20 protein-coding genes are annotated in these 20,091 nt (G+C 68.7%); 4 read left to right on the forward strand and 16 right to left on the reverse strand.

Features of this window, described 5'->3' with window-relative positions:
• Window positions 1-40 precede the first annotated feature (40 nt).
• The 3 genes from M1L36_RS19165 to surE form a co-directional block, all read right to left on the reverse strand.
• Window positions 41-1,291 carry a Cdc6/Cdc18 family protein gene (locus M1L36_RS19165; protein WP_250875343.1) on the reverse strand — a complete coding sequence of 417 codons (1,251 nt, stop codon included), beginning with the start codon at window positions 1,289-1,291 and terminating at the stop codon, window positions 41-43.
• 928 nt (window positions 1,292-2,219) lie between these two features.
• Window positions 2,220-2,900 (reverse strand): carbonic anhydrase, encoded by a 681-nt coding sequence (locus M1L36_RS19170; RefSeq protein WP_250875344.1) that lies wholly within the window; start codon window positions 2,898-2,900, stop codon window positions 2,220-2,222.
• A gap of 209 nt (window positions 2,901-3,109) precedes the next feature.
• The gene (gene surE / locus M1L36_RS19175; protein ID WP_250875345.1) at window positions 3,110-3,883 is read right to left on the reverse strand and encodes a 5'/3'-nucleotidase SurE; all 774 of its coding nucleotides are present in this window, start codon (window positions 3,881-3,883) and stop codon (window positions 3,110-3,112) included.
• A gap of 85 nt (window positions 3,884-3,968) precedes the next feature.
• Between surE and M1L36_RS19180 the strand changes: the two genes are divergently transcribed.
• Window positions 3,969-4,460, forward strand: a complete 492-nt coding sequence (locus M1L36_RS19180) for a hypothetical protein (RefSeq protein WP_250875346.1) — start codon at window positions 3,969-3,971, stop codon at window positions 4,458-4,460.
• A gap of 6 nt (window positions 4,461-4,466) precedes the next feature.
• On the opposite strand, the gene M1L36_RS19185 is transcribed toward M1L36_RS19180, so the two are convergent.
• From M1L36_RS19185 to M1L36_RS19200, 4 genes are all read right to left on the reverse strand, one after another.
• Complete coding sequence (locus M1L36_RS19185) at window positions 4,467-5,183, reverse strand: SDR family NAD(P)-dependent oxidoreductase (RefSeq protein WP_250875347.1); 717 nt, start codon at window positions 5,181-5,183, stop codon at window positions 4,467-4,469.
• 103 nt (window positions 5,184-5,286) lie between these two features.
• Complete coding sequence (locus M1L36_RS19190) at window positions 5,287-6,102, reverse strand: DUF7537 family lipoprotein (protein ID WP_250875348.1); 816 nt, start codon at window positions 6,100-6,102, stop codon at window positions 5,287-5,289.
• 113 nt (window positions 6,103-6,215) lie between these two features.
• Window positions 6,216-7,709 carry a DUF8157 domain-containing protein gene (locus tag M1L36_RS19195; protein ID WP_250875349.1) on the reverse strand — a complete coding sequence of 498 codons (1,494 nt, stop codon included), beginning with the start codon at window positions 7,707-7,709 and terminating at the stop codon, window positions 6,216-6,218.
• A complete protein-coding gene (locus M1L36_RS19200) occupies window positions 7,706-8,506 on the reverse strand; it encodes a prephenate dehydrogenase/arogenate dehydrogenase family protein (protein WP_250875350.1) in 801 nt (266 codons plus the stop codon). Before M1L36_RS19200 ends, M1L36_RS19195 begins: the two co-directional genes overlap by 4 nt.
• Before the next feature lie 142 nt (window positions 8,507-8,648).
• Here M1L36_RS19200 and M1L36_RS19205 point away from each other — a divergent pair, with 142 nt between their 5' ends.
• The gene (locus M1L36_RS19205; RefSeq protein WP_250875351.1) at window positions 8,649-8,807 is read left to right on the forward strand and encodes a DUF7563 family protein; all 159 of its coding nucleotides are present in this window, start codon (window positions 8,649-8,651) and stop codon (window positions 8,805-8,807) included.
• A gap of 31 nt (window positions 8,808-8,838) precedes the next feature.
• Here the strand turns inward: M1L36_RS19205 and M1L36_RS19210 are convergent, their stop codons facing one another.
• The 5 genes from M1L36_RS19210 to M1L36_RS19230 all read right to left on the reverse strand — a co-directional run bounded on the left by M1L36_RS19210 (window position 8,839) and on the right by M1L36_RS19230 (window position 14,824).
• On the reverse strand, window positions 8,839-9,666 hold the full coding sequence (locus tag M1L36_RS19210; protein WP_250875352.1) for a hypothetical protein: 828 nt from the start codon (window positions 9,664-9,666) through the stop codon (window positions 8,839-8,841).
• A gap of 83 nt (window positions 9,667-9,749) precedes the next feature.
• Entirely contained in the window at window positions 9,750-10,940 is a 1,191-nt protein-coding gene (locus M1L36_RS19215; protein ID WP_250875353.1) for a M24 family metallopeptidase, read from the reverse strand.
• A gap of 40 nt (window positions 10,941-10,980) precedes the next feature.
• Window positions 10,981-11,979: a hypothetical protein gene (locus tag M1L36_RS19220; protein ID WP_250875354.1), complete on the reverse strand. Its 999-nt coding sequence runs from the start codon at window positions 11,977-11,979 to the stop codon at window positions 10,981-10,983.
• Between the two features lie 39 nt (window positions 11,980-12,018).
• On the reverse strand, window positions 12,019-12,366 hold the full coding sequence (locus M1L36_RS19225) for a hypothetical protein (protein ID WP_250875355.1): 348 nt from the start codon (window positions 12,364-12,366) through the stop codon (window positions 12,019-12,021).
• Window positions 12,359-14,824, reverse strand: coding sequence for a penicillin acylase family protein (locus M1L36_RS19230; protein ID WP_250875356.1), 2,466 nt, complete (start codon window positions 14,822-14,824; stop codon window positions 12,359-12,361). The genes M1L36_RS19225 and M1L36_RS19230 overlap by 8 nt, the downstream gene beginning before the upstream one ends.
• A 134-nt stretch (window positions 14,825-14,958) precedes the next feature.
• Here M1L36_RS19230 and M1L36_RS19235 point away from each other — a divergent pair, with 134 nt between their 5' ends.
• The gene (locus M1L36_RS19235) at window positions 14,959-16,599 is read left to right on the forward strand and encodes a potassium channel family protein (protein WP_250875357.1); all 1,641 of its coding nucleotides are present in this window, start codon (window positions 14,959-14,961) and stop codon (window positions 16,597-16,599) included.
• A gap of 39 nt (window positions 16,600-16,638) precedes the next feature.
• On the opposite strand, the gene M1L36_RS19240 is transcribed toward M1L36_RS19235, so the two are convergent.
• Window positions 16,639-17,250: a DUF998 domain-containing protein gene (locus tag M1L36_RS19240; RefSeq protein ID WP_250875358.1), complete on the reverse strand. Its 612-nt coding sequence runs from the start codon at window positions 17,248-17,250 to the stop codon at window positions 16,639-16,641.
• A 68-nt stretch (window positions 17,251-17,318) separates the two neighbouring features.
• On the opposite strand from M1L36_RS19240, the gene M1L36_RS19245 reads away from it, so the two are divergent.
• Window positions 17,319-17,663, forward strand: coding sequence for a VOC family protein (locus M1L36_RS19245; RefSeq protein ID WP_250875359.1), 345 nt, complete (start codon window positions 17,319-17,321; stop codon window positions 17,661-17,663).
• Between the two features lie 35 nt (window positions 17,664-17,698).
• Here the strand turns inward: M1L36_RS19245 and M1L36_RS19250 are convergent, their stop codons facing one another.
• From M1L36_RS19250 to M1L36_RS19260, 3 genes are all read right to left on the reverse strand, one after another.
• Entirely contained in the window at window positions 17,699-19,252 is a 1,554-nt protein-coding gene (locus tag M1L36_RS19250) for a PH domain-containing protein (RefSeq protein WP_250875360.1), read from the reverse strand.
• Window positions 19,249-19,710, reverse strand: a complete 462-nt coding sequence (locus tag M1L36_RS19255) for a PH domain-containing protein (protein WP_250875594.1) — start codon at window positions 19,708-19,710, stop codon at window positions 19,249-19,251. The genes M1L36_RS19250 and M1L36_RS19255 overlap by 4 nt, the downstream gene beginning before the upstream one ends.
• A gap of 190 nt (window positions 19,711-19,900) precedes the next feature.
• Window positions 19,901-20,091: DUF2071 domain-containing protein (locus M1L36_RS19260; protein ID WP_250875361.1), on the reverse strand; the 191-nt coding region annotated here is incomplete at its 5' end.

Raw genomic sequence — 20,091 nt, forward strand, 5'->3', positions numbered from 1 at the left:
AGAGACGGTACCCTCGCCGCTGTAAAACCGGCAACCGACGCTACGGTTCGAGTTGTTCCAGTCGGTCGTCTCGGAGCAACACCTTGAGGACGATGTCGGGCGACTCGAGCAGTCGGTGTTTGCCGGTGACGCCCTCGCCGCGGCCGCGACTCTCCTTCGTCGAGTCGATGACGTTGAGGAAGTCCTGTTCCTGGAGGAGTTCGCGGGTGCGGCGCTCGGAGAGCGCGTCGAGGTCGATGGCGTTCGTCGTCTGGGTGTAGGCGTGGTAGATCTCTCGGGAGGTGAACTCGACGCGGTCGTTGTTCGTCGTCAGCTTCGTCAGGGCGTAGAGCAGCACCTTCGCCTGAAGCGGCGACCCGTCGATGAGTTCGGCGAGACGGTCGACCTCCGTCTTCTGTTTGGCCTGTCGGATGTGGTCCTCGGTGACGGTGTCGTGACCGACGCGCTTGGCGATGCGACCGGCGTTCCGGAGGATGTCGATGGCCTTCCGCGCGTCGCCGTGTTCCTGAGCGGCGAGAGCGGCCGCCAGCGGGATAGCGTCCTCGGTGAGCACGCCGTCGTGGAACGCGTCGCGCCGGTTCTCCAGGATTTCGCCGAGCTGGTTGGCGTCGTACGGCGGGAAGACGAGTTCGTCTCGCGAGAACGAGGACTTGACGCGCTCGGACATCTGGTCGGGGTAGTCGATCTTGTTCGAGATACCGATGACGCCGATGCGCGCGCTGTTGATGCGTCGGTTCTCGCTGGCCCGCGAGAGCTTCCGGAGCACCTCGTCGTCTTCGAGCATGTCGATCTCGTCGAGGATGACGATGGCGACGTCGGTACAGGTGTCGAGGACGGTCCACAGCCGTTCGTAGTAGTCACCCGTCGCCAGACCGCGCTCGGGGACGGTGAACTCGGTTCGCTCGGGGTCGTTGAGCGACTGGGCGACGCGCTTGACGACGGACGCTTCGGTGTTCTTCTCCCCGCAGTCGATGAACGCGTACTGGACCGTGACGCCTTCGCGGTCCGCCTCGGTCTGGAGCATCTCCGTCACCGACCGTGAGATGAGCGTCTTTCCGGTGCCGGTCTTCCCGAAGATGAAGAGGTGAGAGGGGGCGGAGCCGAAGATGGCGGGGTTGAGCGCGTCGGCGACCTTCTGCATGTGTTCGTCGCGGCCGACGATTCGCTCGGGGTCGGGAAGGTGGCCGATTTCGAGGAGGTCCTCGTCGTCGAAGACGGTGTCCGTGTAGTCGAACAGCGTGTTACGCTCCTCGGGCGGAGCGGGGTCGAGATGAGCGTCGTTGGTGGGCATCGAGACGTCTGGAACTGTTCGTACCGGTATATAGTGTACTAGGGTATGGCCGCCGCTGTAAATCACCGAGTCGAACGCGTGTCTTGCCGGAAAACACCGTTCACCTCGCGAACGAGCCCCACGAGTGGTCTCGCCACTGTAACGCGCTCGTCGACCCGCCCGAACGAGTCGATTCGAGGGCTCGAAGGGGGTTCAGTCGCCGCTGTAAATCCGATGGTTTCGGCACGTTAGTCGCGTCTCTCTCGTCTCGGTGCGTCGGTGTCGTGTCCGAGGGGGACACCACCGTCGCCGCTGTAAAGCCGTCCGAGGGGAGGGGCGGGGGGTGGGCCGCCGCTGAACGGCCGTACTGACACTGTCTAGACGACCCACTCACCTCACTCGCCACTGTAACGAGAAGAAAGTAACTAGAACGACGACACACACCACCGTCGCCGCTGTAAATATGAGGAATTCAGGACACACACAAGTCCTGAATGCAGTTCGCCACAGCCGAACCGACGGTGTCGTCGGCCGTCACGCAGCTTCGCGGGCCACCGACTGCCGAGTGACGCGTCGGCAAGTTCAGACCACCTTCGCCGCTGTAAGACGAGGGGTACGTGGCCTCATCGGGTGTCAGAGGCAGGACGGCCGGTCGCGACCGGACACGGTACACCACCGTCGCCGCTGTAAGTTGCCGACCGTCGACACGTGCGACTCGGTCCACGGCGTCGCGAACGAGGTCCGTCCCGAGAGTTCCGTCACGACCCCACCCCACCTGCTCGCGCGCTTACAGCGGCGACGGTGGTGTCTCCCCCACCTCCGAGTAGTCCGGTTCGATGGTCCCCCCACCGACCCCTTCGACCACTACAGCGGCGACGGGGGTGGGACCGCCCGACGGTCACTCACCGGCGACGGCGACGCCGAGCAACTCGGTCGCCGACCGCGTCGGTCAGTACGCCCAGAGACGCTGGACGCGCGGTCCGAGGTCGGGGTGGGCCGCCGCGAGCGCGTCGACGCTCGTCTCGCCGTCGACGTTGACGACGTGGACCTCGCCGCGTTCGCCGCCGTAGACGTCCTGGAAGTCGTAGACGACGCCGACGACCGTCACCGAGTCGGGGACGTCGTCGCTCTCCAGCAGGAACTCGACCTGTCGGTCGACGTTGTACTCGACGAGGTGGTTGACCGCCTCGTCACGGCTCAGTCCGTCGGGGAGCGCCTCGACGCCGGCCTCCAGTCGTGTCTTCAGCACGTCGATGCAGTGGGTGATGCCCGCCGGTTCGTCCAGTCCGTCGGTCACCTCGTCGTACGTCGCCGTGACGGCCCCACAGCCCGTGTGGCCGACGACGACGACGGTCTCCGTTCCGGTGTGACGAATCGGGTAGAGGACGTCTCCCGAGACCACTTCGCCCGCTTCGGTCCGCTGGACGACGCGGTTGCCGATGTTCGAGCAGGTGAACACGTGACCGGGGTCGTCGTTCCCCCAGAGGTGGTCCTGCAACACCCGCGAGTCCGAACAGCAGACGGTGACCGCTTCGGGGTGCTGGCCGTCCTGGACGTCGTCGAACCGGGTCCGGAACGTCTCGGCGTGCGCCGCGTTTCGCTGCAACAACTCCAGTACCGTCTCGTGCATACGCGGGTGAACCACGCCGTCCCACAAGGTGTTTGCTCCCTCGACCGACCACGAACGGCGACAGAGATCGGGTCGCCCTCGGAGGGGGACGGTAGGTGTCGAGAGCCAGTAGGTGTCGAGAGCAGGTAAGAGCAGTCGAGGACTGATAGGAGGAGTCGAGAGCGGGTAGGAGGAGTCGAGGGCTGTCGAGGCCCGTCGGCAGCCGTCGCTCAGTACTCGACGGCTAACCCGGACAGCGTCTCGTGGTACGTAACCGTGTGAGGGGCAGTCAGCGGCGAGACGCTCACCTTCCCGTGGAGGACGGCGTAGCGGTCGGTCCCCTCGGGGTCGGGGACGTCCTGTTCGTTCATCCGCTCCCAGATGCGGTCGTGGAGGTGGACGACGTCGCCGTCGCGTTCGGCGTCCATGTCGTAGAACGTCGAGGGCTCGGTGACGACCATCTCGCAGGACTCCTCGCCCGCGGTCGGCGCGTTGACGTTGAGGTAGTCGGCGATGCCGAACACGCCGTCGGCGGCCGTCTCCTCGACGAGGTAGGCGGTTGCGCGGGCGGCTTCCCCGTACACTGCCGGGTCGGGGTCGTAGGTGCGGAACGACACCTCGTCGGTCGGCACGTACATCGAGACGGCGATGGCGGGAATCTCGAAGAAGGCGGCCTCGACGGCCGCACTGACGGTCCCCGACCGACCGAGCGTGTACTGACCGAGGTTCGCGCCGCGGTTACAGCCCGAGACGACGAGGTCCACCTCCTCCAGCAACGACTGGACGCCGACGACGACGCAGTCGGCGGGCGTCCCCTCGACGGCGAACCCCAACTCGTGTTCCCGGACGTCGACGCGCGTCGAGAGCTTTCGGCCGACGGCGCTCTGGTCGTCCGCCGGCGCGACGGCGGTCACGTCGACGCCGTCGAGCGCGTCGAGCGCGTCGTACAGCGCCCGAAGCCCCGACTCGTCGATGCCGTCGTCGTTCGTGAGCAGGACGTGCATAGCGGCCGGACGGTCGGCGGTGCGAAAACTCCACCGCACCCGACGGCCAGTACACCTAATCGCGCTCGACCCGTCTGTCAGGGAGATGCAACGAGCAGCCGCCACCGCCCTCGGCGTCGCTGCGGTCCTCCTCGCGGCGCTCGCGGCGAGCGTGGTCGTCGGCGTCGTTGACGTCCCCTCACCGTTCGACGACGCGGACTCCCGGAGCGAGCAGACGGACGCGGCGGCCGGTCCCGCCGCGTCCCAGCGCAACTACTCGCTGTCCATCGACGGCATCGAGCCCTGTGGCACGACCTGTCGGGACGTGACCGTGACGCTCACGAACCGCGCGGCCGAGGACCGCGAGAACGTCACCGTCCGTACGCGACTGTTCGCCGACGGGGACCTGCTCTGGACGGGGCGCGAACGCGTCGGAACGCTCCCGGCGAACGGCAGCCACACCCTCACCGCCCGGGTCGAACTGGGCGTCGGCGAGGCGCTCGCCGTCGAGCGCAACGACGGCTACGTCACCGTCGAGCGGACCGTCCAGTCGGACGCCGGCACGGCGGTGCTGACGAGACGCCGGCAGGTCGACTGACACAGCTCACGAGAACACGCGCTCCAACGCCGCGTCGGGGAGCCCCCTGAGCACCCACCCGACGAGTCGCCACCGTCGGGTGACGTAGACGTGACGCCGGCCGGCGTCGGCCACCCGGAGGATCTGTCGGGCGGCCGTCTCGGGTGAACACTTCCAGAAGTCGCCGAACGCCATCTCGGTGTCGACGTAGCCGGGTTTTACGTCGAGGACGGTCGCGTCGAGGTCACGGCCCGCGGCCCACGCGCGGAGGCCGTCGCAGTAGTTCGAGACGAACGCCTTCGAGGCGCTGTAGGCGGGCGACGCTCCGCCGCCGAACAGCGCCGCGACCGAGGAGATGCCGACGAGCGTTCCGGCACCCTGCTCGTCGAACCGTTCCATCGCCGCCGTCGCGAGCGCTGCGAACCCCTGTGCGTTGACCGCGACGGTATCGCGCTCGACGTCCCAGTCGAGCTCCGTGTTCGGCTGGCCCGTCCCCGCCGACAGCACGACGAGGTCCACCCCACCCATCGCCTCGACCAGCGCGTCGAAGCGCTCGCGTGCCTCCTCGGTCTCGGTGACGTCCATGCGCGCGACGTACGCCTTCGTCGGGAGTGACTCGCCGAGTTCCTCCAAGCGCTCTACGCGCCGGGCGGCCAGTCCGACCTCGTACCCACGCTCGGCCAACTGCTCGGCGAGCGCCCGACCGATTCCCGACGACGCACCGACGACGATTGCTCGCTCCATAGTGGGAGCGCGAGCGCCGGCCTCTTAGCAGTCGGCTCCGGGCAGGGTGGCGATGAGGGAGACCTTCGGCGAGCCGCCGGGACGGCTCGTCGTGACCGCGGAATCAGGCGGTGCTAGCGTTGCGCGCGGTCGAGACCCAGTCGGGCCGCTCGACGTCGGTCGCGCCGACGTCGGCCACCTGTACGACCGCGACACCGTCGACGGTGGTACCCGACCCGACGAGTCGCCCCGAGAACTCGACGCGATACTCGTCGAGACGACCGCTCTCGGTCAGCGTCACGGTGACCGTCTGGCTGGTGACGTCGACTGCACCAGCTCCCGAGTAGCCGACGGACTGGTTACGCGGGGCCGAGAACCGAAGTTCGATGTCGCCGCCGGAGGACGTGACCGACGACGACTCCGCGCGCTGGTAGAGTGCGAGCAGTCGTTGGAAGTTCGGAGACCCAACGAACCCACACTGTTGTGACGGGGAGCACTCGTAGACGCTGTACTCCTGGCCGTCCGGGCCCACGACGCGCTGTGTAACGTGTGTCGTGTTCTGCCACCTATCGAGGGCCGAAAACGGTGCCTCGTTGGCCTCGAACCGCACCGTCTGGAAACCGAGACTGTGGTTCGTCGTGGTACGCGAGGTCGACCGATACTCTGTCAACACCGTCCCGTTCGCGGCCGTGACGGTCTGGTTCGAGCGAAGCGTGTAGCTCCGGTTCGCCAGCCCCCGTGTGTTCGCCGCGTACAGGTCGTGTTCGTCGGTGATACCGGCCTCGGAGAGACCGTCCGGCGGGTCCGCCATCGGGTCGTCCGTCGGGACGGCACCCGGGTTCGGAGCGTCCGCTGTCCGCGTGTCACTCCCGAGCATCCCGCCACATCCGGCCAGGAACACGAGTGCGGCGAGCGCGACGACGGTGGAGGGCTGTCGCATACCACACACGTCGGTTCGAAGATATTTAACTCTTCCCGTTATTTATCGTATTACAAAACTGATTCAAATTTTAGTGAGCGAAACCGAATGCCTGGTCAGAAAATCCTCGCACTTCAGGCGATACGGTCGACGACGGTCTCGCCGTCCACGACGAGGTTGTACGCCTCCTCGTCGTCGTTCCAGAGCAACAGGGCGTTCTCGAAACTCAACAGCGCGCCGTACGGTGCGCGTTCGAGGTCGCGGTTCAGCGCGGACTCGCGAGTGCAGACGGCGTAGTGGTCGACCGACTGGCTCCCGTCGCCGATACGATAGAGGGGGTTGCCCTCCGAGAGGTCGCCCGACAGTTTGAACGCGACGCAGTCGAGGCGGTCGGTGACGTGGTGTTCGCTCTCGGCCAGCGGCGCGAACCGCGACGAGTCGGGCGAGAAGCTCACTCGCGTCCGGCCGTCCCGGCGGAGCAGCGAGGACGCGAACTGGACGTCGACGTTGACGAACTCGCCGGGGGCGTGGTCCGCGTCGGCGTCGGGGGTCGCCTCGTCGAGTCGTCGCTGGAAGTCGGGGACGGTGAGGTCCGGACGGGCGTCGAACGACCAGCCCTGGTCCTCGGGGGTGCGCCACGACCAGAGACGGACCTCGGGGCCGTACACCGTGAGGTCCGCACCGTCGGCGCTCCCCTCGCGTTCGAGGTCGCGTTCGACCTCGCGCAGTCCGATGGCGGTGTTCTTGTCGGCGGGTGCGATGCAGACGAGCGTCCCGTCGTCGGCCACCGCGTCGGCGTACCGGCGGGCGACCGCCGTCGGGTCGTCGAGTTCCGAGAGGACGTTCGCGAACACGACGAGGTCGAACCCGCGGGTACCGGTCGCGCCGCCCCCGCCGTCTCCCCCCGCGCCACCCTCCGCCTCCGCACCCGGCAGGACCGAGTGGGGGTCGAACGCCTCGGCGGTCTCGCGGTGGACCTCGACGTGGCGGTTCCGGCCGGTGTCGACCACCTCCTCGAACACGTCGGCGGCGGCGCTCGGTTCGACGGCGTGGTACTCGACGACCGCGTCGTCGGGGAGGAGGTCGAGCAGGCCAAGCGCCGGCCCGCCGACGCCCGCGCCGACGTCGAGGACGCGGAGCGTCTTGGGAACCTGCCCACCGGCTACGAGGTCGCCGACGACGTACCGCCCGACCGCGTAGTTGTCGGGGAGGTGGTACAGCGCGTACGCCAGCGCCGTCTCCTCGTCGTACTCGACGGGGTGTTGACGGTAGTACTCCTCCTTGATGCGGCGGGTGATGGCCCGCAGTCGGTCGCCCGACTCGCCCGCGTGCCAGTCGAGGCCGTAGCGCTCGACGAGGAGGTCTTCGAGGCGTTCGGCGTACTCGTCGGGGAACGCCTCGACGCGTCCGGGCCGGGCCTCGACGGGGTCGTCGCTGGCGGGGACGAACGTCCCGTCGTCGCGTTCGCGGAGGCCGAGGTCGAACGCCGCCTCGCGGAGCGTCTGGCGGACGACCGCCGGGTGTGGCGTCCCCGCGACGTACTCGTAGATCTCCTCGGGGTCGACGGGCCGAACCTGTCGGAGGTAGCGGGCGTTGTCGAGCACCGACCGACGCTGCTCGTCGTTCATCGGTCGCCCTCCGTCGGCGCGTCGCTCGCGCCCGCCCCCTCGACCAGTCGTCTGGCCTCCGCGTAGCGCTCGGCGAACGCCTCGGGGTCGCCCCGCGTCTCGGCGATGCGCTCGGCGGCGGCGGCGACCTCGGTCGCGCCGTCGAACGTCGTCTGGATGTCGCCGAACACGTGGGCGGTGCCGCCGGTGACGTTCTCGACGAGGTCGAACAGCGCCGTCGAGACGTCGGTGTGATAGCGCGGGTCGACCGGGGCACCCGCGAGTCCGAACGCCAGTACGGCGGCGTGAGCCTTCGCCTGGACCGTCCGCATGGACTCGTCGTGGTCCGTGGCTGTCGTGTCGAACACCTCGTTGCCGGCCGCGTCGAGCGCTTGGCGGACGGCCGCCGTGACGGGACCGCTCGCGTCGGCGACCGCCGCGATGCGACCCGGTGCGTTCGCCTCGGAGAACATCGGGTGCAACGAGAGGCGCTCGCGGTCGGGGGCGTGCTCGCGCATGGCGTCGAGGGCCGGGGCCATCACGCCGGACACGTCGAGCAGCGCGCGCTCGGCCCGCGGGGCCTGCGTCGCCACGGCGTCGGCGACGACGGGCATCGGGACCGCCAGCACGACGGCGTCGAATCGGTCGGTCGAGTCGGCAGGGTCGAGCGCGACGGTGTCGGCCCCGACGGCCGTCGCCGCCCGCTCGGCCGCCTCGGGGTCGGTGTCGGCGAACGCGAGGTCGAAGTCGTCGGTCGCGGCGAGCGTGGCACCCAGCCACGTCCCCATCTCACCCGCACCGACGATACAACAGTGCATGTGAGAGCGACTCCGCCGCGGGCAAAAAGGCTGTCCGAGTCGGCCGCCACGGCCCCGGCGCTCGCACGCGACCGTCTATACAACTAGCCGAGCAACGTTTGTACGGAAGTCTCTGCTCTACTGGTACCTTCAGCTGAGAGCCATGCCCCACTGTGACAACTGCAACGGCCACGTCTCGCGTCGCTTCCAGACCGTCTTCTCGGACGAGCAGGGTCGCCTGCTCGCCTGTCCGAGCTGTTCGCCGAACGCCGGCATCGCGGAGTCATCGCGCGACCGAACCGGTGGGGGCAGCGGAGACTGACACGACGGCCGACCGGCGTGGACGTCGCCGGTCAGTCGAGTCTATCGAGTCTGTCGTCGACGACGGCCACGACCGCCTCGGCGTCGGCCACGTCGTCGAGTGCACAGTGGAACGACGTCCCCGGGAGCCGACGACGGAGGACGAGCGCGTCGTCGGTCCGTTCGTACCCCACGAACTGCGTCCAGGGGTAGTACCGTTCTCGCACGCCGTCCGATGGGCCGGCGACGAGTCCGCCGTCGAGTGCTGTGTACTCCGTCGGACGGTCGAGTCCGACGAACGCCGTGATGCCCATGGCGACAGCACCGCTGAGCAGTCCGGTTCCGAGAGACGAGCCACCTCCGAGCGCGACGAGCCCCCCGACCCCGGCCGGGACGGCCACGACGAGGTACGCGCGTCTGGACCGCCGCTCGTGGGCTTCGTCGATTCTCGCGGTCCAGGACAGACGTTCGTGTTCTCTCGCCCGTCGACGGGCGGCAGACTGGTTGTCGGCCGAGACGAGCGCGACACCACCGACGACGGTCGACGCGATACCGACGAGCAAGGCGAGGCCGGCGCGCGCTCCGGCACTAGCGCCCGTCTCGGGGACGCCGAGGTCGAGCACCGCGGTCAGGTCGAGGACGACCGCGACCGTCCCGACGAACACGGGGAGGAGGGCCAGGAGGTAGTGCGCTCGCGAGCGAGCGAACACGCTGGCGAGGTCGAGTCCTCTGGAGAGCACGAGCGTTCCGAGGGCGACGAGGACGCCGGCCCCGACCGCGACCGGGACGGAGACGGGAACGACCGCGAGTGTCCCGCCGACGGCGAGCGCGAGCCAGAGTGCGAGCAGTGGACCGAACGCGTTCAGTGGAGGGCGGTTCACGTCCGAGCGTCGACGTGATCGATGAAAAACGTGCGGGGAGTGCCGCCGACGCCGGCAGGACGGCGTTCGCGCGGAGCGGCTGGCTACTCGACGACGAGTTCCTCGGGGTAGTCGGTGAAGTTCTCGTAGCCGTCCTCGGTGACGACGGCGATGTCCTCGATGCGGACGCCGCCGAACTCGGGGTCGTAGAGACCGGGTTCGATGGTGACGACGTGGCCCGGCTTCAGTTCGTCACCGCGGGGACTCAGGCTCGGCCCCTCGTGGATGTCGAGGCCGACGCCGTGGCCCGTCGAGTGGATGAACCCCGTCTCGGTGGTCTCGTCGCTCCGGAGCGTCGGCCAGCCGGCGGCCTCGTAGACGTCACAGACGGCGTCGTGGACGTCCTTGCCCGTCGCGCCGGGTTCGAGCGCGTCGAAGGCGGCTTCCTTCGCCTCCTGGGTCAGGTCGTACCACTCGGCGACGGTGTCGTTCGGTTCGCCCTTCACGAACGTCCGGGTCATGTCCGCGAAGTACTTCGTCTCCTTGTCGCGCGGGAAGATGTCGACGATGATGGACTCGTCGGCGCGCAGCGGGCCGCTCCCGCGGTCGTGCGGGTCGGCGGCGTCGGCCCCGCACGCGACGATGGTCTCGTCGAGCGCACAGCCGTGGCGAAGCAGTTCCATCTCTATCTCGCGGGTGACGCGCTCGCTGGTCAGCACCTCGCCCTCGTGGACGAGCACGCCGCTCCCGGCGTCGGTGCCGGTCTCGACCGTCGCCTCGCCGATGAGTTCCTCGGCGCGGGCCATCGCGCGCTCGTTGGCCTTCTGGGCTTCCTTGACGTGGTCGACCTCCTCGTCGGTCTTCACCGCGCGGATGTCGTCGACGACGCCCTCGCGTTCGGCCTCGACGGACACGCCGAGGTCGCGTAGACCGTCGGCGGTCGCCAGCGGGAAGTCCTCGGGCGTGACGACCGACTCGACGCCGTGGTCGGCGAGGAAGTCGGTGAAGACGCGGTCGGTCCCCTCCTCGAAGCCGTGTTCCTCGACCTTCGCCATGTGGTCGTAGTCGGCGTGGCGTGCGACGGTCGCGGGCCGCTCGGCCTTCTTCGCGCGGCCGTACTCCAGACTGGAGACCAGCAGGTGGACGTCGCCGTCGTACAGCGTCAGGAACGGGTCGGGGGCGTCGAACCCGGAGAGGTAGCGCTGGGTGGAGTCCTCGGCGTCGGCGTAGACGAGGTAGCCGTCCGCGCCGTGGTCGTCGAGGAACGTGTCGAGCGTCGAGAGGTCCGGTTGCATACTTCAGCCTCCTCCGCCAGTTCGGAAAACGATACCGACCTCAGTCGTCTTCCAGCGCGCTTGTGTACGCCGGATTTCGTCGGAGGCGGTCGGCGGAGACGTACCGCTGACTGTAGGTGAACGCAACTCGCGTGTCAGACTCGCGTGCGGTCTTGTCGTTTTCGACCGGACCGTCCAGTCGAATTCCGGTGTCCTCGTCGAGGAAAAAGACCCCGTGTTCGTCGCCGAGTCGTTCCGAGTCGTGTTCTTCCATCTCGTCGAGGACGCCAAGCAGGTGGCGTCGCTGACGCTCCGTGAGACCGTTGGCGTTCTCGACTCCCAGCCGGGTGAACCGGATGCGGTTCACTCGCTCCGTGACCTCCGGAACGGTCGACTTCACCTCGCCGTCGACGTAGAACGCGAGATACCTCGACGGCCGGAACGACCGGTCCGGTTGGTGGATGTAACAGCCGTACCGTTGGAACTCGTCCCATCCGTGGCGACCCGCCGCGACGACGGCGACCCGGTCGTCCCGTCCACTCGTCAGGTCCGCTTCGTAGACGAAGCTCACGAGTTCCCGTAGCAAGAACGCCTCTCGTTCGGTCGCGATAGCACCGGTCGTCTCCGTGTCCGCGTTCGTCCGGTCGAGGACCGTCTCGACCGCCTCGACGAGCGTGTCGAAGTTCGACCACCGAACGCGCTCGTCGGCCACTGTCTCAACTGCGCTCGGACGGGTATCGTCCGGCGTCAACACGAGCAGGTGCGCGTCGTCGTCCGAGAGGTACGCGAGATGCTCACGAAGCTGGTCGGTATCGACCGCACCGCGAGCGGTCTTCGTCTCAACGTACACCTCACCGGTTCCGGCAACGAGCGCGTCGGGGACCGACCCCTCTCCAGTGACCTGATTCTGGAGCGTGAGTAGTTCGAACTCCGGGTCGCCGAGCATCGCACCAACGAGTTCCTCAACCAGTCGACCGTTGACGTGGCCCAAGACCGCGACGAGCGTCGACGTGACGCGGTTCTCTCCCTGAGAGTATGTCGAGAACAGTGGATTCGCCATGGCATGTCAGTCACGGTGCGTGAGGATAACTCCGCACCCTCAGCCGAACGCCCGGACCGTCGCCGCCAGCGGCGGGACGAACAGCGTCACCGCCACCGCCAGCCACGTCAACTGCCCCGCCGCGAAGAACTGCGGGAGCGCGCCGAACAGCCAGAGGTACGCGAGGAACACGGCGAGAACCGTCACGCCGAGGTAGAAGCCGTACTGGACGGCCCGCCAGAACGAGGTGGCGAGGACGCCCAGCAACAGCCCTCCGACGACCAGTCCGACCCAGTGGACCGCCGTCAGCGCGAGGCCGACGAGGAACGTGAACACGACGAGCGCGTCGGAGTACTGGCCGTTCCGCAGTGCGTCGCGGATGCGTCCCGTCCGTGCGGCGTCACTCATCGCTGTCCTCCGAATCCGCGTCCGCCGCGGTGAACCTGATGTCGACGTCGCCCGGCGAATCGAACGCCATCGGCTTGTACTCGCCCTCGGCCCACGTGTCGAGCTGGTCGTGGTAGTGCGGCGAGAACGGGTTGCCCGACTGGCCGCCGGGGATGACCCCCAGCGACGGCTGGTCGCCGAACGTCGATATCATCCGCCAGCTGGAGCCGGCCTGCATCGACCCCTCGACGCGGAAGTTCGAGACGGTGAACGGCGAGCCGTCCATCGCCCGCTCGGGGTAGTCGAGGTAGCCGACCGGGAACGGGTGGTCGAGGTCCAACTGGTTGTAGTCGCCGTACGTCTCCCAGCCGTTCTCGTCGGCGCGCGCCTTCGCGCGCTTCATCGCCGTGGCGTACGCGTCGGCGCGGGTCTCGCGCTCGGTGGTCCGGACGTCGTCGAACCACTCGCTGTCGGCGGGGAGCGTCTGGGTGACGTAGAGGTGCGGGTAGTAGCCCTCGTCGAGACCCTCCGCGGCGAACTCGTCGTGGAACGTCGCGTTGCGCACCTCCTGACGGAACAGCGCGAACGCCAACGCCGCCTCGGAGTCGGCGGTCATGTTGTAGTCCCACGACTCCAGCAAGTCGGCCCAGTCGCGGGTGTCCTCGTCCATCGCCTCACGCGACGCCAGCACGCCGGGAACGAACCCCTCGGCGGCCTTCGAGTAGACGTCGCGTTGCATCGTCTGCATGAACGCGCGGTCCATCGGTTCGCCCGAGGCGGCGCGTTCGTCGAGCAGTTCGTAGATACGCGCGCCACGGTACGGGTCGGCGTACCGACTGCTCTCGGAGAGGTAGAACCCCGGTTCGTCGGCGGTGCGCTGGTTCGCCGTCGCGACGTAGTCGGCGTTCAGCACGTGGGGGACCTGCTCGTAGGGGACGAACCCCTCCCAGGTCGACTGGCCGAACGGCGTGAACCCACGCCACTCGCCCTCGCCGGCGGAGCCGTCGAACACGCGGTCGCCGCGAACGCGCTCCCCGTCGATGTAACGGTACGGGTACTTTCCGGTCGCGCGGAACAGCGTCCCGCCCTCGCTGTCGGCGGCGACGAGGTTCTGCGTCGGCGAGTCGAAGTCCCGGGCGGCCTCCTCGACGTCCTCGACGGTCTCCGCGGCGTTGAACCCGCGAATCGCGATGGCCTCTTTCGTCCCGGTCAGGCCGGTCCAGGCGACGGCGACGGCGACCGAGCCGTTCGGCGTCTCGCGTTCGAGGTACGGCCCGTGGACGGTCTTCCTGACCGTGATGTCCACGTCCTCGCCGTCCTTGACCGCGATGGTCTGGCGTTCGGTCTCGAACGCGCGCTCCTCGCCGTCGTAGACGTAGGTGTCGTTCGAGGGAGTGTCGTAGGTGTAGAGGTCGGTGACGTCCGCGCCGACGTTCGTCACGCCCCACGCGACGTTCCGGTTCTGCCCGATGATGACGCTCGGGACGCCGGGGAACGTGACGCCGCGGACGTCGTAGCCGTCCTCGCCGGTGAGCGTCAGGCGCATCTCGTACCACACCGGCGGCACGGTCAGGGTGAGGTGGGGGTCGTTCGCGAGCAACGGCTGTCCGCTCGCGGTCTGGTTGCCCGAGACGACCCAGTTGTTCGACCCGATGCCCGGTTCGCGCTGGAAGTCACGCAGCGACTCGTACAGCGCGTCGTAGTCCGCGAGGTCCGAGCGTGCGGTCGCGTTCGCGCTCGACCCGTTCCACTCCGTCCGGAGGACGGGGCTGTCGTGGTCCAGCTGGTCCGGGTAGAGCTGGTCGACCTGTTCGGCGGCGAGCGTCGAGTCCAGCACACCCCGCTCCAGGTCGCGGAAGTCACCCGACAGCGACCACGATATCTGCTTGTCGATGAGCAGCGTCGCCTCGGGCGTCCACGGTTCGGGTTCGTAGTCGTTCAGGCGGAACTCGACGGGGAGCGGTTCGGTCTCCACGTATCGGTTGACGCCGGCGGTGTACGCCTCGACGAGCGGCCCGTACTCGGTGTCTTCGAGCGCCTGCCAGGACGCCTCGGCTGCACCCTGGAAGTCCATCTCGCGGTGGAACCGGTCGGACTCGACGGCCTGCTCGCCGACGGCGGCGGCGAGCGTCCCGCCCATCAGTCGCCGCTGGAGGTCCATCTCCCACAGGCGGTCGCGCGCCTGCACGTAGCCGATGGCGTAGTACAGCGCCGCCTCGTTCTCGGCTTCGATGTGCGGGACGCCCGCCTCGTCGTACGCGACGGTGGCCTCGCCGTGAGGGTTCTCGACGGTCGTCTCGCCGTTCAGCGCGCCGGAGACCGAACTGCCGACGCCGTCGCCACCGTCGGCGACGCCGGTCCACGCGCCGCCGCTGAACGGAGCCGCCAGCGAGAGGTAGCTCCCGCCGAGCACCCCCGCGACGACGAGGAGGACGGCGGCGACCACCGCGGCCGCCACCTGCATGGGGTTTCGTGACATACACTCTCGGGAACAGGAACGCGGATAAGCGTTCCGTCGTCGCGGCCCGTTCGCCCGGTTCGGTCGCCGAGCGTCGGTGAGAATCGCCGGTAGAGACCCAACGGTTTTCCCCTCTACCGCGGCAGTACAGTGCGATGAACAAGTGGCAGCGCCGGACGGCGGAGTACACCGTGGGCCTGTTCGTCGTCATCCTCGTCTACTCGGTGGGGTACGACTACGGGATGGGCGCGTTCGAAGGACGACGCATCTCCTTCCTCCACTCGCTACAGGTCGTCGTCGAGACGTTCACGACGACCGGGTTCGGCTCCGACGCGCCCTGGGAGAGCTGGCAGATGAACGTGATGGTCATCGTGATGGACCTCACCGGCGTGTTCCTCATCTTCCTCGCGCTCCCGACGCTCGTCTTCCCGCTGTTCGAGGAGGCGCTGTCGACGGCCGCCCCCACGTCCGTCGACCTCGTCGGGCACGTCGTAATCGCGGGCTACACGCCCCGCGGCGAGGCGCTCATCCACGAACTGGAGGCGCGCGAGATACCGTACGTCGTCGTCGAACCGGACCGCGACCGTGCGGCCGACATCTACGAGTCGAAGACCCGGGTCGTCCACGGCGACCCCGAGAGCGTCGAGACCTACGAGGACGCGGTCTCTCTCGAAGACGCCCAGGCGCTCGTCGCCGACGTCGACGACGCGACCAACGCCTCGGTCGCGCTCACCGCGACGCAGGTCGCCGACACGCCCGTCATCACCTTCGTCGAGGACCCTGGGATGACGGAGTACCACGAACTGGCGGGCGCGGTCGAGGTGTTCTCCCCGCGCCAACTCGTCGGTGAGAGCCTCGCGACGAAGGTGACCTCGGGGGTCTCCTCGGACCTCGACGACGCTATCGAGATCGGCGACGGGTTCGACGTCGTCGAACTCCCGGTCCAGTCGAACAGCGAACTCGACGGCGCTCGCGTCGCCGACAGCGGTATCCGCGAACAGACCGGCGCGAACATCGTCGGTGCGTGGTTCCGCGGGGAGTTCGTCTCCCCACCCTCGCCCGACGCGCTCATCGACGAACAGACCATCCTGCTGGTCGCCGGTCGCGAGGAGCAACTGGAGGACCTCAAACGACTCACGCGCTCCGAACAGCGCCGCCGGCGGCGCGGGCACGTCGTCGTCGCCGGGTTGGGCGTCGTCGGCACGACCGTCGAGCGCGCCATCGACGAGTCGGGACTCGGCCTCCCGCAGGTGACCGTCGACACCGACCCCGTCAAGGGCGCGGACGTCACCGGCGACGTCACCGACGTCGACGTACTCCGGGAGGCGGGTATCGAGGGGGCCGGGACGGTCATCCTCTCGTTGCCCAACGACACGGTGACGGTGTTCGCGACGCTCGTCGTCCGGGAGTTGAGCCCGGACGTCGAGATCGTCGCCCGTGCGGAGTCCCAGGAGAGCGTTCGAAAACTGTACCGTGCGGGAGCGGACTACGTCCTCTCGCTGGGAACGGTGAGCGGCCGGATGCTGGCGTCGACCATCCTCGACGAGGAGGTCATCACGTTCGACCAGCAGGTCGAACTCATCCGCTCTGCGCCGGGCGACATCGCTGGGCGGACGCTCAGGGACGCCGACGTCCGCGCCCGAACGGGCTGTACCATCGTCGCCGTCGAACGCGGTGGGACGCTCGTCTCGGACCTCGGCCCGGAGTTCAGGCTCGAAACGGGCGACGAACTCGTCGTCGCCGGGACGGACGACGACATCGTGACGTTCGCCGAACTCGTCGGCGACGAAGGGTGACGGGCCGGAGGAGGAGTGCCGCGAACTGCACCGACGGTCTCAGGCGAGGCGAACGGCGGTTCCGGTGGTCCACCCGCCGAACGCGAGCGCACCGACGATCTCGGGAGCCGCCAGCGAGAGCCCCGTCGGTTCGAACACGGTGAGGTAGACGACCCACGCCGCGACGTTGAGGACGCCCAGTCCGATGGTCAGCGCCCCCAGGCGGCTGTCACCGACGAGGACGTTTCCCGTCCCGTACAGCACCGTCGTCACCGTCACCAGCAGGTAGAACGACGCCGCGGCCGGGAAGTGGTAGGTCGCCCCCATCGGGAAGACGCCGATGAGCGCCATCGCCACGCCCGCGAACGCGAACGCGACGCCACCGATACGTTCGACCCGCCCCCGACTGGTCTGGACGAGGCGGTAGGCGAACGGAAGCGAAATCACGCCACCGAGGAGGAGGCCGTAGTTGAACAGCGACCGGGTCGGCTGTCCCACCGCCCCCAGGAACGACAGGGGGTCTTCGGTCCAGGAGAACTCCCCCGAGAGCACCGTCGCGAGGAAGATAGACCCGAGTGCGACCGTGGGCGCGACGACCCCCGCCGCGGTCGTCACGCGTTCGACCGTCGTCTCCGCGCTCTCCCGTCGGTCGTGTGCGTCGAGTGCCCCCATGTACCACGAATATCTCGGCGGACGGTGACAGTCGTTACGGTTTTGCACCCCCCGGTCGCCCCTCGGGCATGGGACTGGTCTTCTTCCGCACCGCCGCGCTCGACGACGTCGTATCGTTCTACACCGATACGGTCGGCGCACGCGTCTGGCACGAACAGCCAGACTGCACCATCCTCGAACACGGCGCGTTCCGCGTGGGCTTCTGTGCCGCCGAGGAGGCCCCCGAGACCGAGGGCGTCCTCACGTTCGTCTATCCGAATCGGGCGGGCGTCGACGCCGCCCACGAGCGCCTCGTCGACCACGGTGTCGACACCGACGGCGACCCTCGGTTCAACGAGCGCTACGACATCTACCAGTTCTTCGCGACCGACCCCGAGGGCCGGACCGTGGAGTTCCAGACGTTCGAGCACTGAGCAGCCCACACGGTCGCCAGAACTGTACGTCGGCGCTACACGGGGTCGGTCCGCGGGCCGGACGGCTCGTCGCGTGTTCCCGACGCCGACGGTTCCTCGCGCAGTGACTCGGTGCGCTCACGGTGGAACTGCTCGCGGCGCTCTGCGACGGCGGCGTGCATCCGCCGTTCGACCGTCTCTCGGAGGTCGTCGGCGACGTCGGCGTCGATGTCGACGGCGCGGGCGTCCTGCCCACCGTGTCCGCCCGACCCGGCGGTGTCGACGACGAGCGTCGCGAGTCGCCGCCGGCGCTGGAACACCGACGCCGTCGTGGCGACGGTCTGGATGCGGTGGTACGGGACGACCACCTCCCGCTGGACGAGGTAGCCGTTGCGCGCGAGCACGTAGTCGTCCTGGACGGCGTAGCCCCGGGCGCTCCACGTCGCGTGGGCGGCGACGGGGACCGCGGGGAGCAGCACGAGCGTCCCCCACCACGCCCCCGTCAGCGGCGTGAACGCGACGAGGGTGTACGCGAGGCCGACGACCCCGAGCGCGACGACGCCGTAGCGAATCCCGTAGCGAAGCCGTGCGCGCTTCGGCGGGCGGACGTACTCGGGGTCCTCGAACGGTTCGATGGACTGCGCGAGCGTCCGGACCCGGTCGCCTTCGGCGAACGGGACCGCCGACTGCGACCCGCCCTCGCCGGGGGCGTAGCCCGCGGTGACGACGGCGAGCGACCCGTAGCCGATAATTCGGGCGAGCACGTTCGCCTTGATGGCGAGTGACTGGACCTTCTCCAGCGGGATGGTGCCGCTGAACCGTTGGAGCAGGCCGCGTTCGTAGCGCAACTCCTCGTGCGCCCGCGTCAGGCGGAAGCCGTAGTAGTTCGAGACGGCGACGGCCCCGCCGACCAGCGCGGCGACGGTGTAGAGGACGAGCACGCCCCCGATGCCGAGCGTGATTGGTGACAGTTGGACCAGGAGCGGCCGGGTCGGGCCGAGCACGTCGCCGAGCGACGGTGCGAGCAGCGGGATGCTGACCGAGAGGAAAGAGACGACCCGGAGGTCGACGGAGACGAACCCCAACAGCAGCAGTTCGCGCATCGTGATAGCGTACAACGGTTCGGAGTCGTCTCGCGTCGCGCTCTCGCGTTCGTCGGTTGGGTCGTGCGTCCCGTTCCGGGTCCGACGACCGAGTTCGTCCTGGAGTCTGCTCGCCTCCCCGCGGGCGACGAACCGGAGGGTCGCCTCGGTGGCGCTCCCGCCGGCGGTCTCCAGGCGCACCTCGGCGATGCCGAGCGCCCGCTGGACGGGGTTGGCCGCGATGTCGACGTTCTGGATGCGTCGGTACGGTATCTCGCGACTGCGTCGCGAGAGGATGCCCGACCGGATGTCGAACGTCTGGTCGCCGAGGTCGTAGGTGAACCGTCGGTAGTAGAGGGCGTGGTAGCCCGCCGAGAGCGCGACGACGGCAACGACACCGCCCGCGAGCAACAGCGTGGGCGGCACGTCGGTCCCCTCGGAGGTGAGCAGGACGATGCCGACCAGCCAGACGAGTCGCGTCACCGACTCGCCCGCCCGGTACGGCACCGACCGGACGTCGAGTCTCATACCGCGTCTTCCCCTTCTGCGACGATGGCGAGGCGCTTCAGACGCTCCTGGAGGGCCTCGGCCTGCTCGGGGGTCAGTCCCGGAATCGTCACGTCCGCGCCCCGCGACCCGGCGGTGTAGACCACGACGGTCGCCAACCCCGCGACGCGCTCGACGGGGCCGCGGTTCGAGTCGACGTGCTGGATGCGGACGTACGGGACGACGGTCCGGACGCGCGTCAGGACGCCGCGGTGGAGGAACAGCGAGTCGGAGCGAACCTGGTAGCGCCAGACGCGGTACCGGGCGAGGGCGAGGCCGACCGTGAGCGTACCGACGCCGACGAACACGAGGCCGCCGACCCAGAGGTAGTCGGGGTCGACGACGTAGGCGACGCCGCCGGCCAGCGCGCCGAAGATCGCGGCGGCGACGAGCGCCTGCATCGCCCAGACGTATCTGACGCGAGGGTCGAGCGAGCGCAGCGTCTCGTCCGGGGCCGCTCGCTCGGCCGTCGATGGCGACCGCTCGGCGGTCTGGTCGGCGTTCCCGTCGACGGCGGTCATCGTTCCAACGACGACGCCCGGCGGTAAATAGCTGGGTGGAGACGGCCGGAACCGGTCGACTGCACCCCGTTCGAGGCTCGCGTCACCCGACCGACCTCCTCCCGCTCGGTCAGACGCGACGGAGACGGTCGGCCCGAACTTCGACCGCCGGCGCGTAGTGACACACCGGGTCACTCGTGGGTGTCTCGAACCCGTTGGCGTCGAAACAGTCGTTGCGCCGGAGCGTACAGTCGGCCGGCGAGAGGGGCCACGGGTCGTGTTCGACGACGCCGACGCGGAGGGCGGTGGCATCGGCCGCGG

Origin of the sequence: Halomarina rubra (assembly GCF_023699475.1) — an archaeon.
In the GTDB taxonomy this organism is placed as follows: domain Archaea; phylum Halobacteriota; class Halobacteria; order Halobacteriales; family Haloarculaceae; genus Halomarina; species Halomarina rubra.

Excerpts from the sequence above, each read along its gene's own strand:
- M1L36_RS19165 (WP_250875343.1), bottom strand. The coding sequence starts at position 1,291 with ATGCCCACCAACGACGCTCATCTCGACCCCGCTCCGCCCGAGGAGCGT.
- M1L36_RS19170 (WP_250875344.1), bottom strand. The coding sequence starts at position 2,900 with ATGCACGAGACGGTACTGGAGTTGTTGCAGCGAAACGCGGCGCACGCC.
- surE (WP_250875345.1), bottom strand. The coding sequence starts at position 3,883 with ATGCACGTCCTGCTCACGAACGACGACGGCATCGACGAGTCGGGGCTT.
- M1L36_RS19180 (WP_250875346.1), top strand. The coding sequence starts at position 3,969 with ATGCAACGAGCAGCCGCCACCGCCCTCGGCGTCGCTGCGGTCCTCCTC.
- M1L36_RS19185 (WP_250875347.1), bottom strand. The coding sequence starts at position 5,183 with ATGGAGCGAGCAATCGTCGTCGGTGCGTCGTCGGGAATCGGTCGGGCG.
- M1L36_RS19190 (WP_250875348.1), bottom strand. The coding sequence starts at position 6,102 with ATGCGACAGCCCTCCACCGTCGTCGCGCTCGCCGCACTCGTGTTCCTG.
- M1L36_RS19195 (WP_250875349.1), bottom strand. The coding sequence starts at position 7,709 with ATGAACGACGAGCAGCGTCGGTCGGTGCTCGACAACGCCCGCTACCTC.
- M1L36_RS19200 (WP_250875350.1), bottom strand. The coding sequence starts at position 8,506 with ATGCACTGTTGTATCGTCGGTGCGGGTGAGATGGGGACGTGGCTGGGT.
- M1L36_RS19205 (WP_250875351.1), top strand. The coding sequence starts at position 8,649 with ATGCCCCACTGTGACAACTGCAACGGCCACGTCTCGCGTCGCTTCCAG.
- M1L36_RS19215 (WP_250875353.1), bottom strand. The coding sequence starts at position 10,940 with ATGCAACCGGACCTCTCGACGCTCGACACGTTCCTCGACGACCACGGC.
- M1L36_RS19220 (WP_250875354.1), bottom strand. The coding sequence starts at position 11,979 with ATGGCGAATCCACTGTTCTCGACATACTCTCAGGGAGAGAACCGCGTC.
- M1L36_RS19225 (WP_250875355.1), bottom strand. The coding sequence starts at position 12,366 with ATGAGTGACGCCGCACGGACGGGACGCATCCGCGACGCACTGCGGAAC.
- M1L36_RS19230 (WP_250875356.1), bottom strand. The coding sequence starts at position 14,824 with ATGTCACGAAACCCCATGCAGGTGGCGGCCGCGGTGGTCGCCGCCGTC.
- M1L36_RS19235 (WP_250875357.1), top strand. The coding sequence starts at position 14,959 with ATGAACAAGTGGCAGCGCCGGACGGCGGAGTACACCGTGGGCCTGTTC.
- M1L36_RS19240 (WP_250875358.1), bottom strand. The coding sequence starts at position 17,250 with ATGGGGGCACTCGACGCACACGACCGACGGGAGAGCGCGGAGACGACG.
- M1L36_RS19245 (WP_250875359.1), top strand. The coding sequence starts at position 17,319 with ATGGGACTGGTCTTCTTCCGCACCGCCGCGCTCGACGACGTCGTATCG.
- M1L36_RS19250 (WP_250875360.1), bottom strand. The coding sequence starts at position 19,252 with ATGAGACTCGACGTCCGGTCGGTGCCGTACCGGGCGGGCGAGTCGGTG.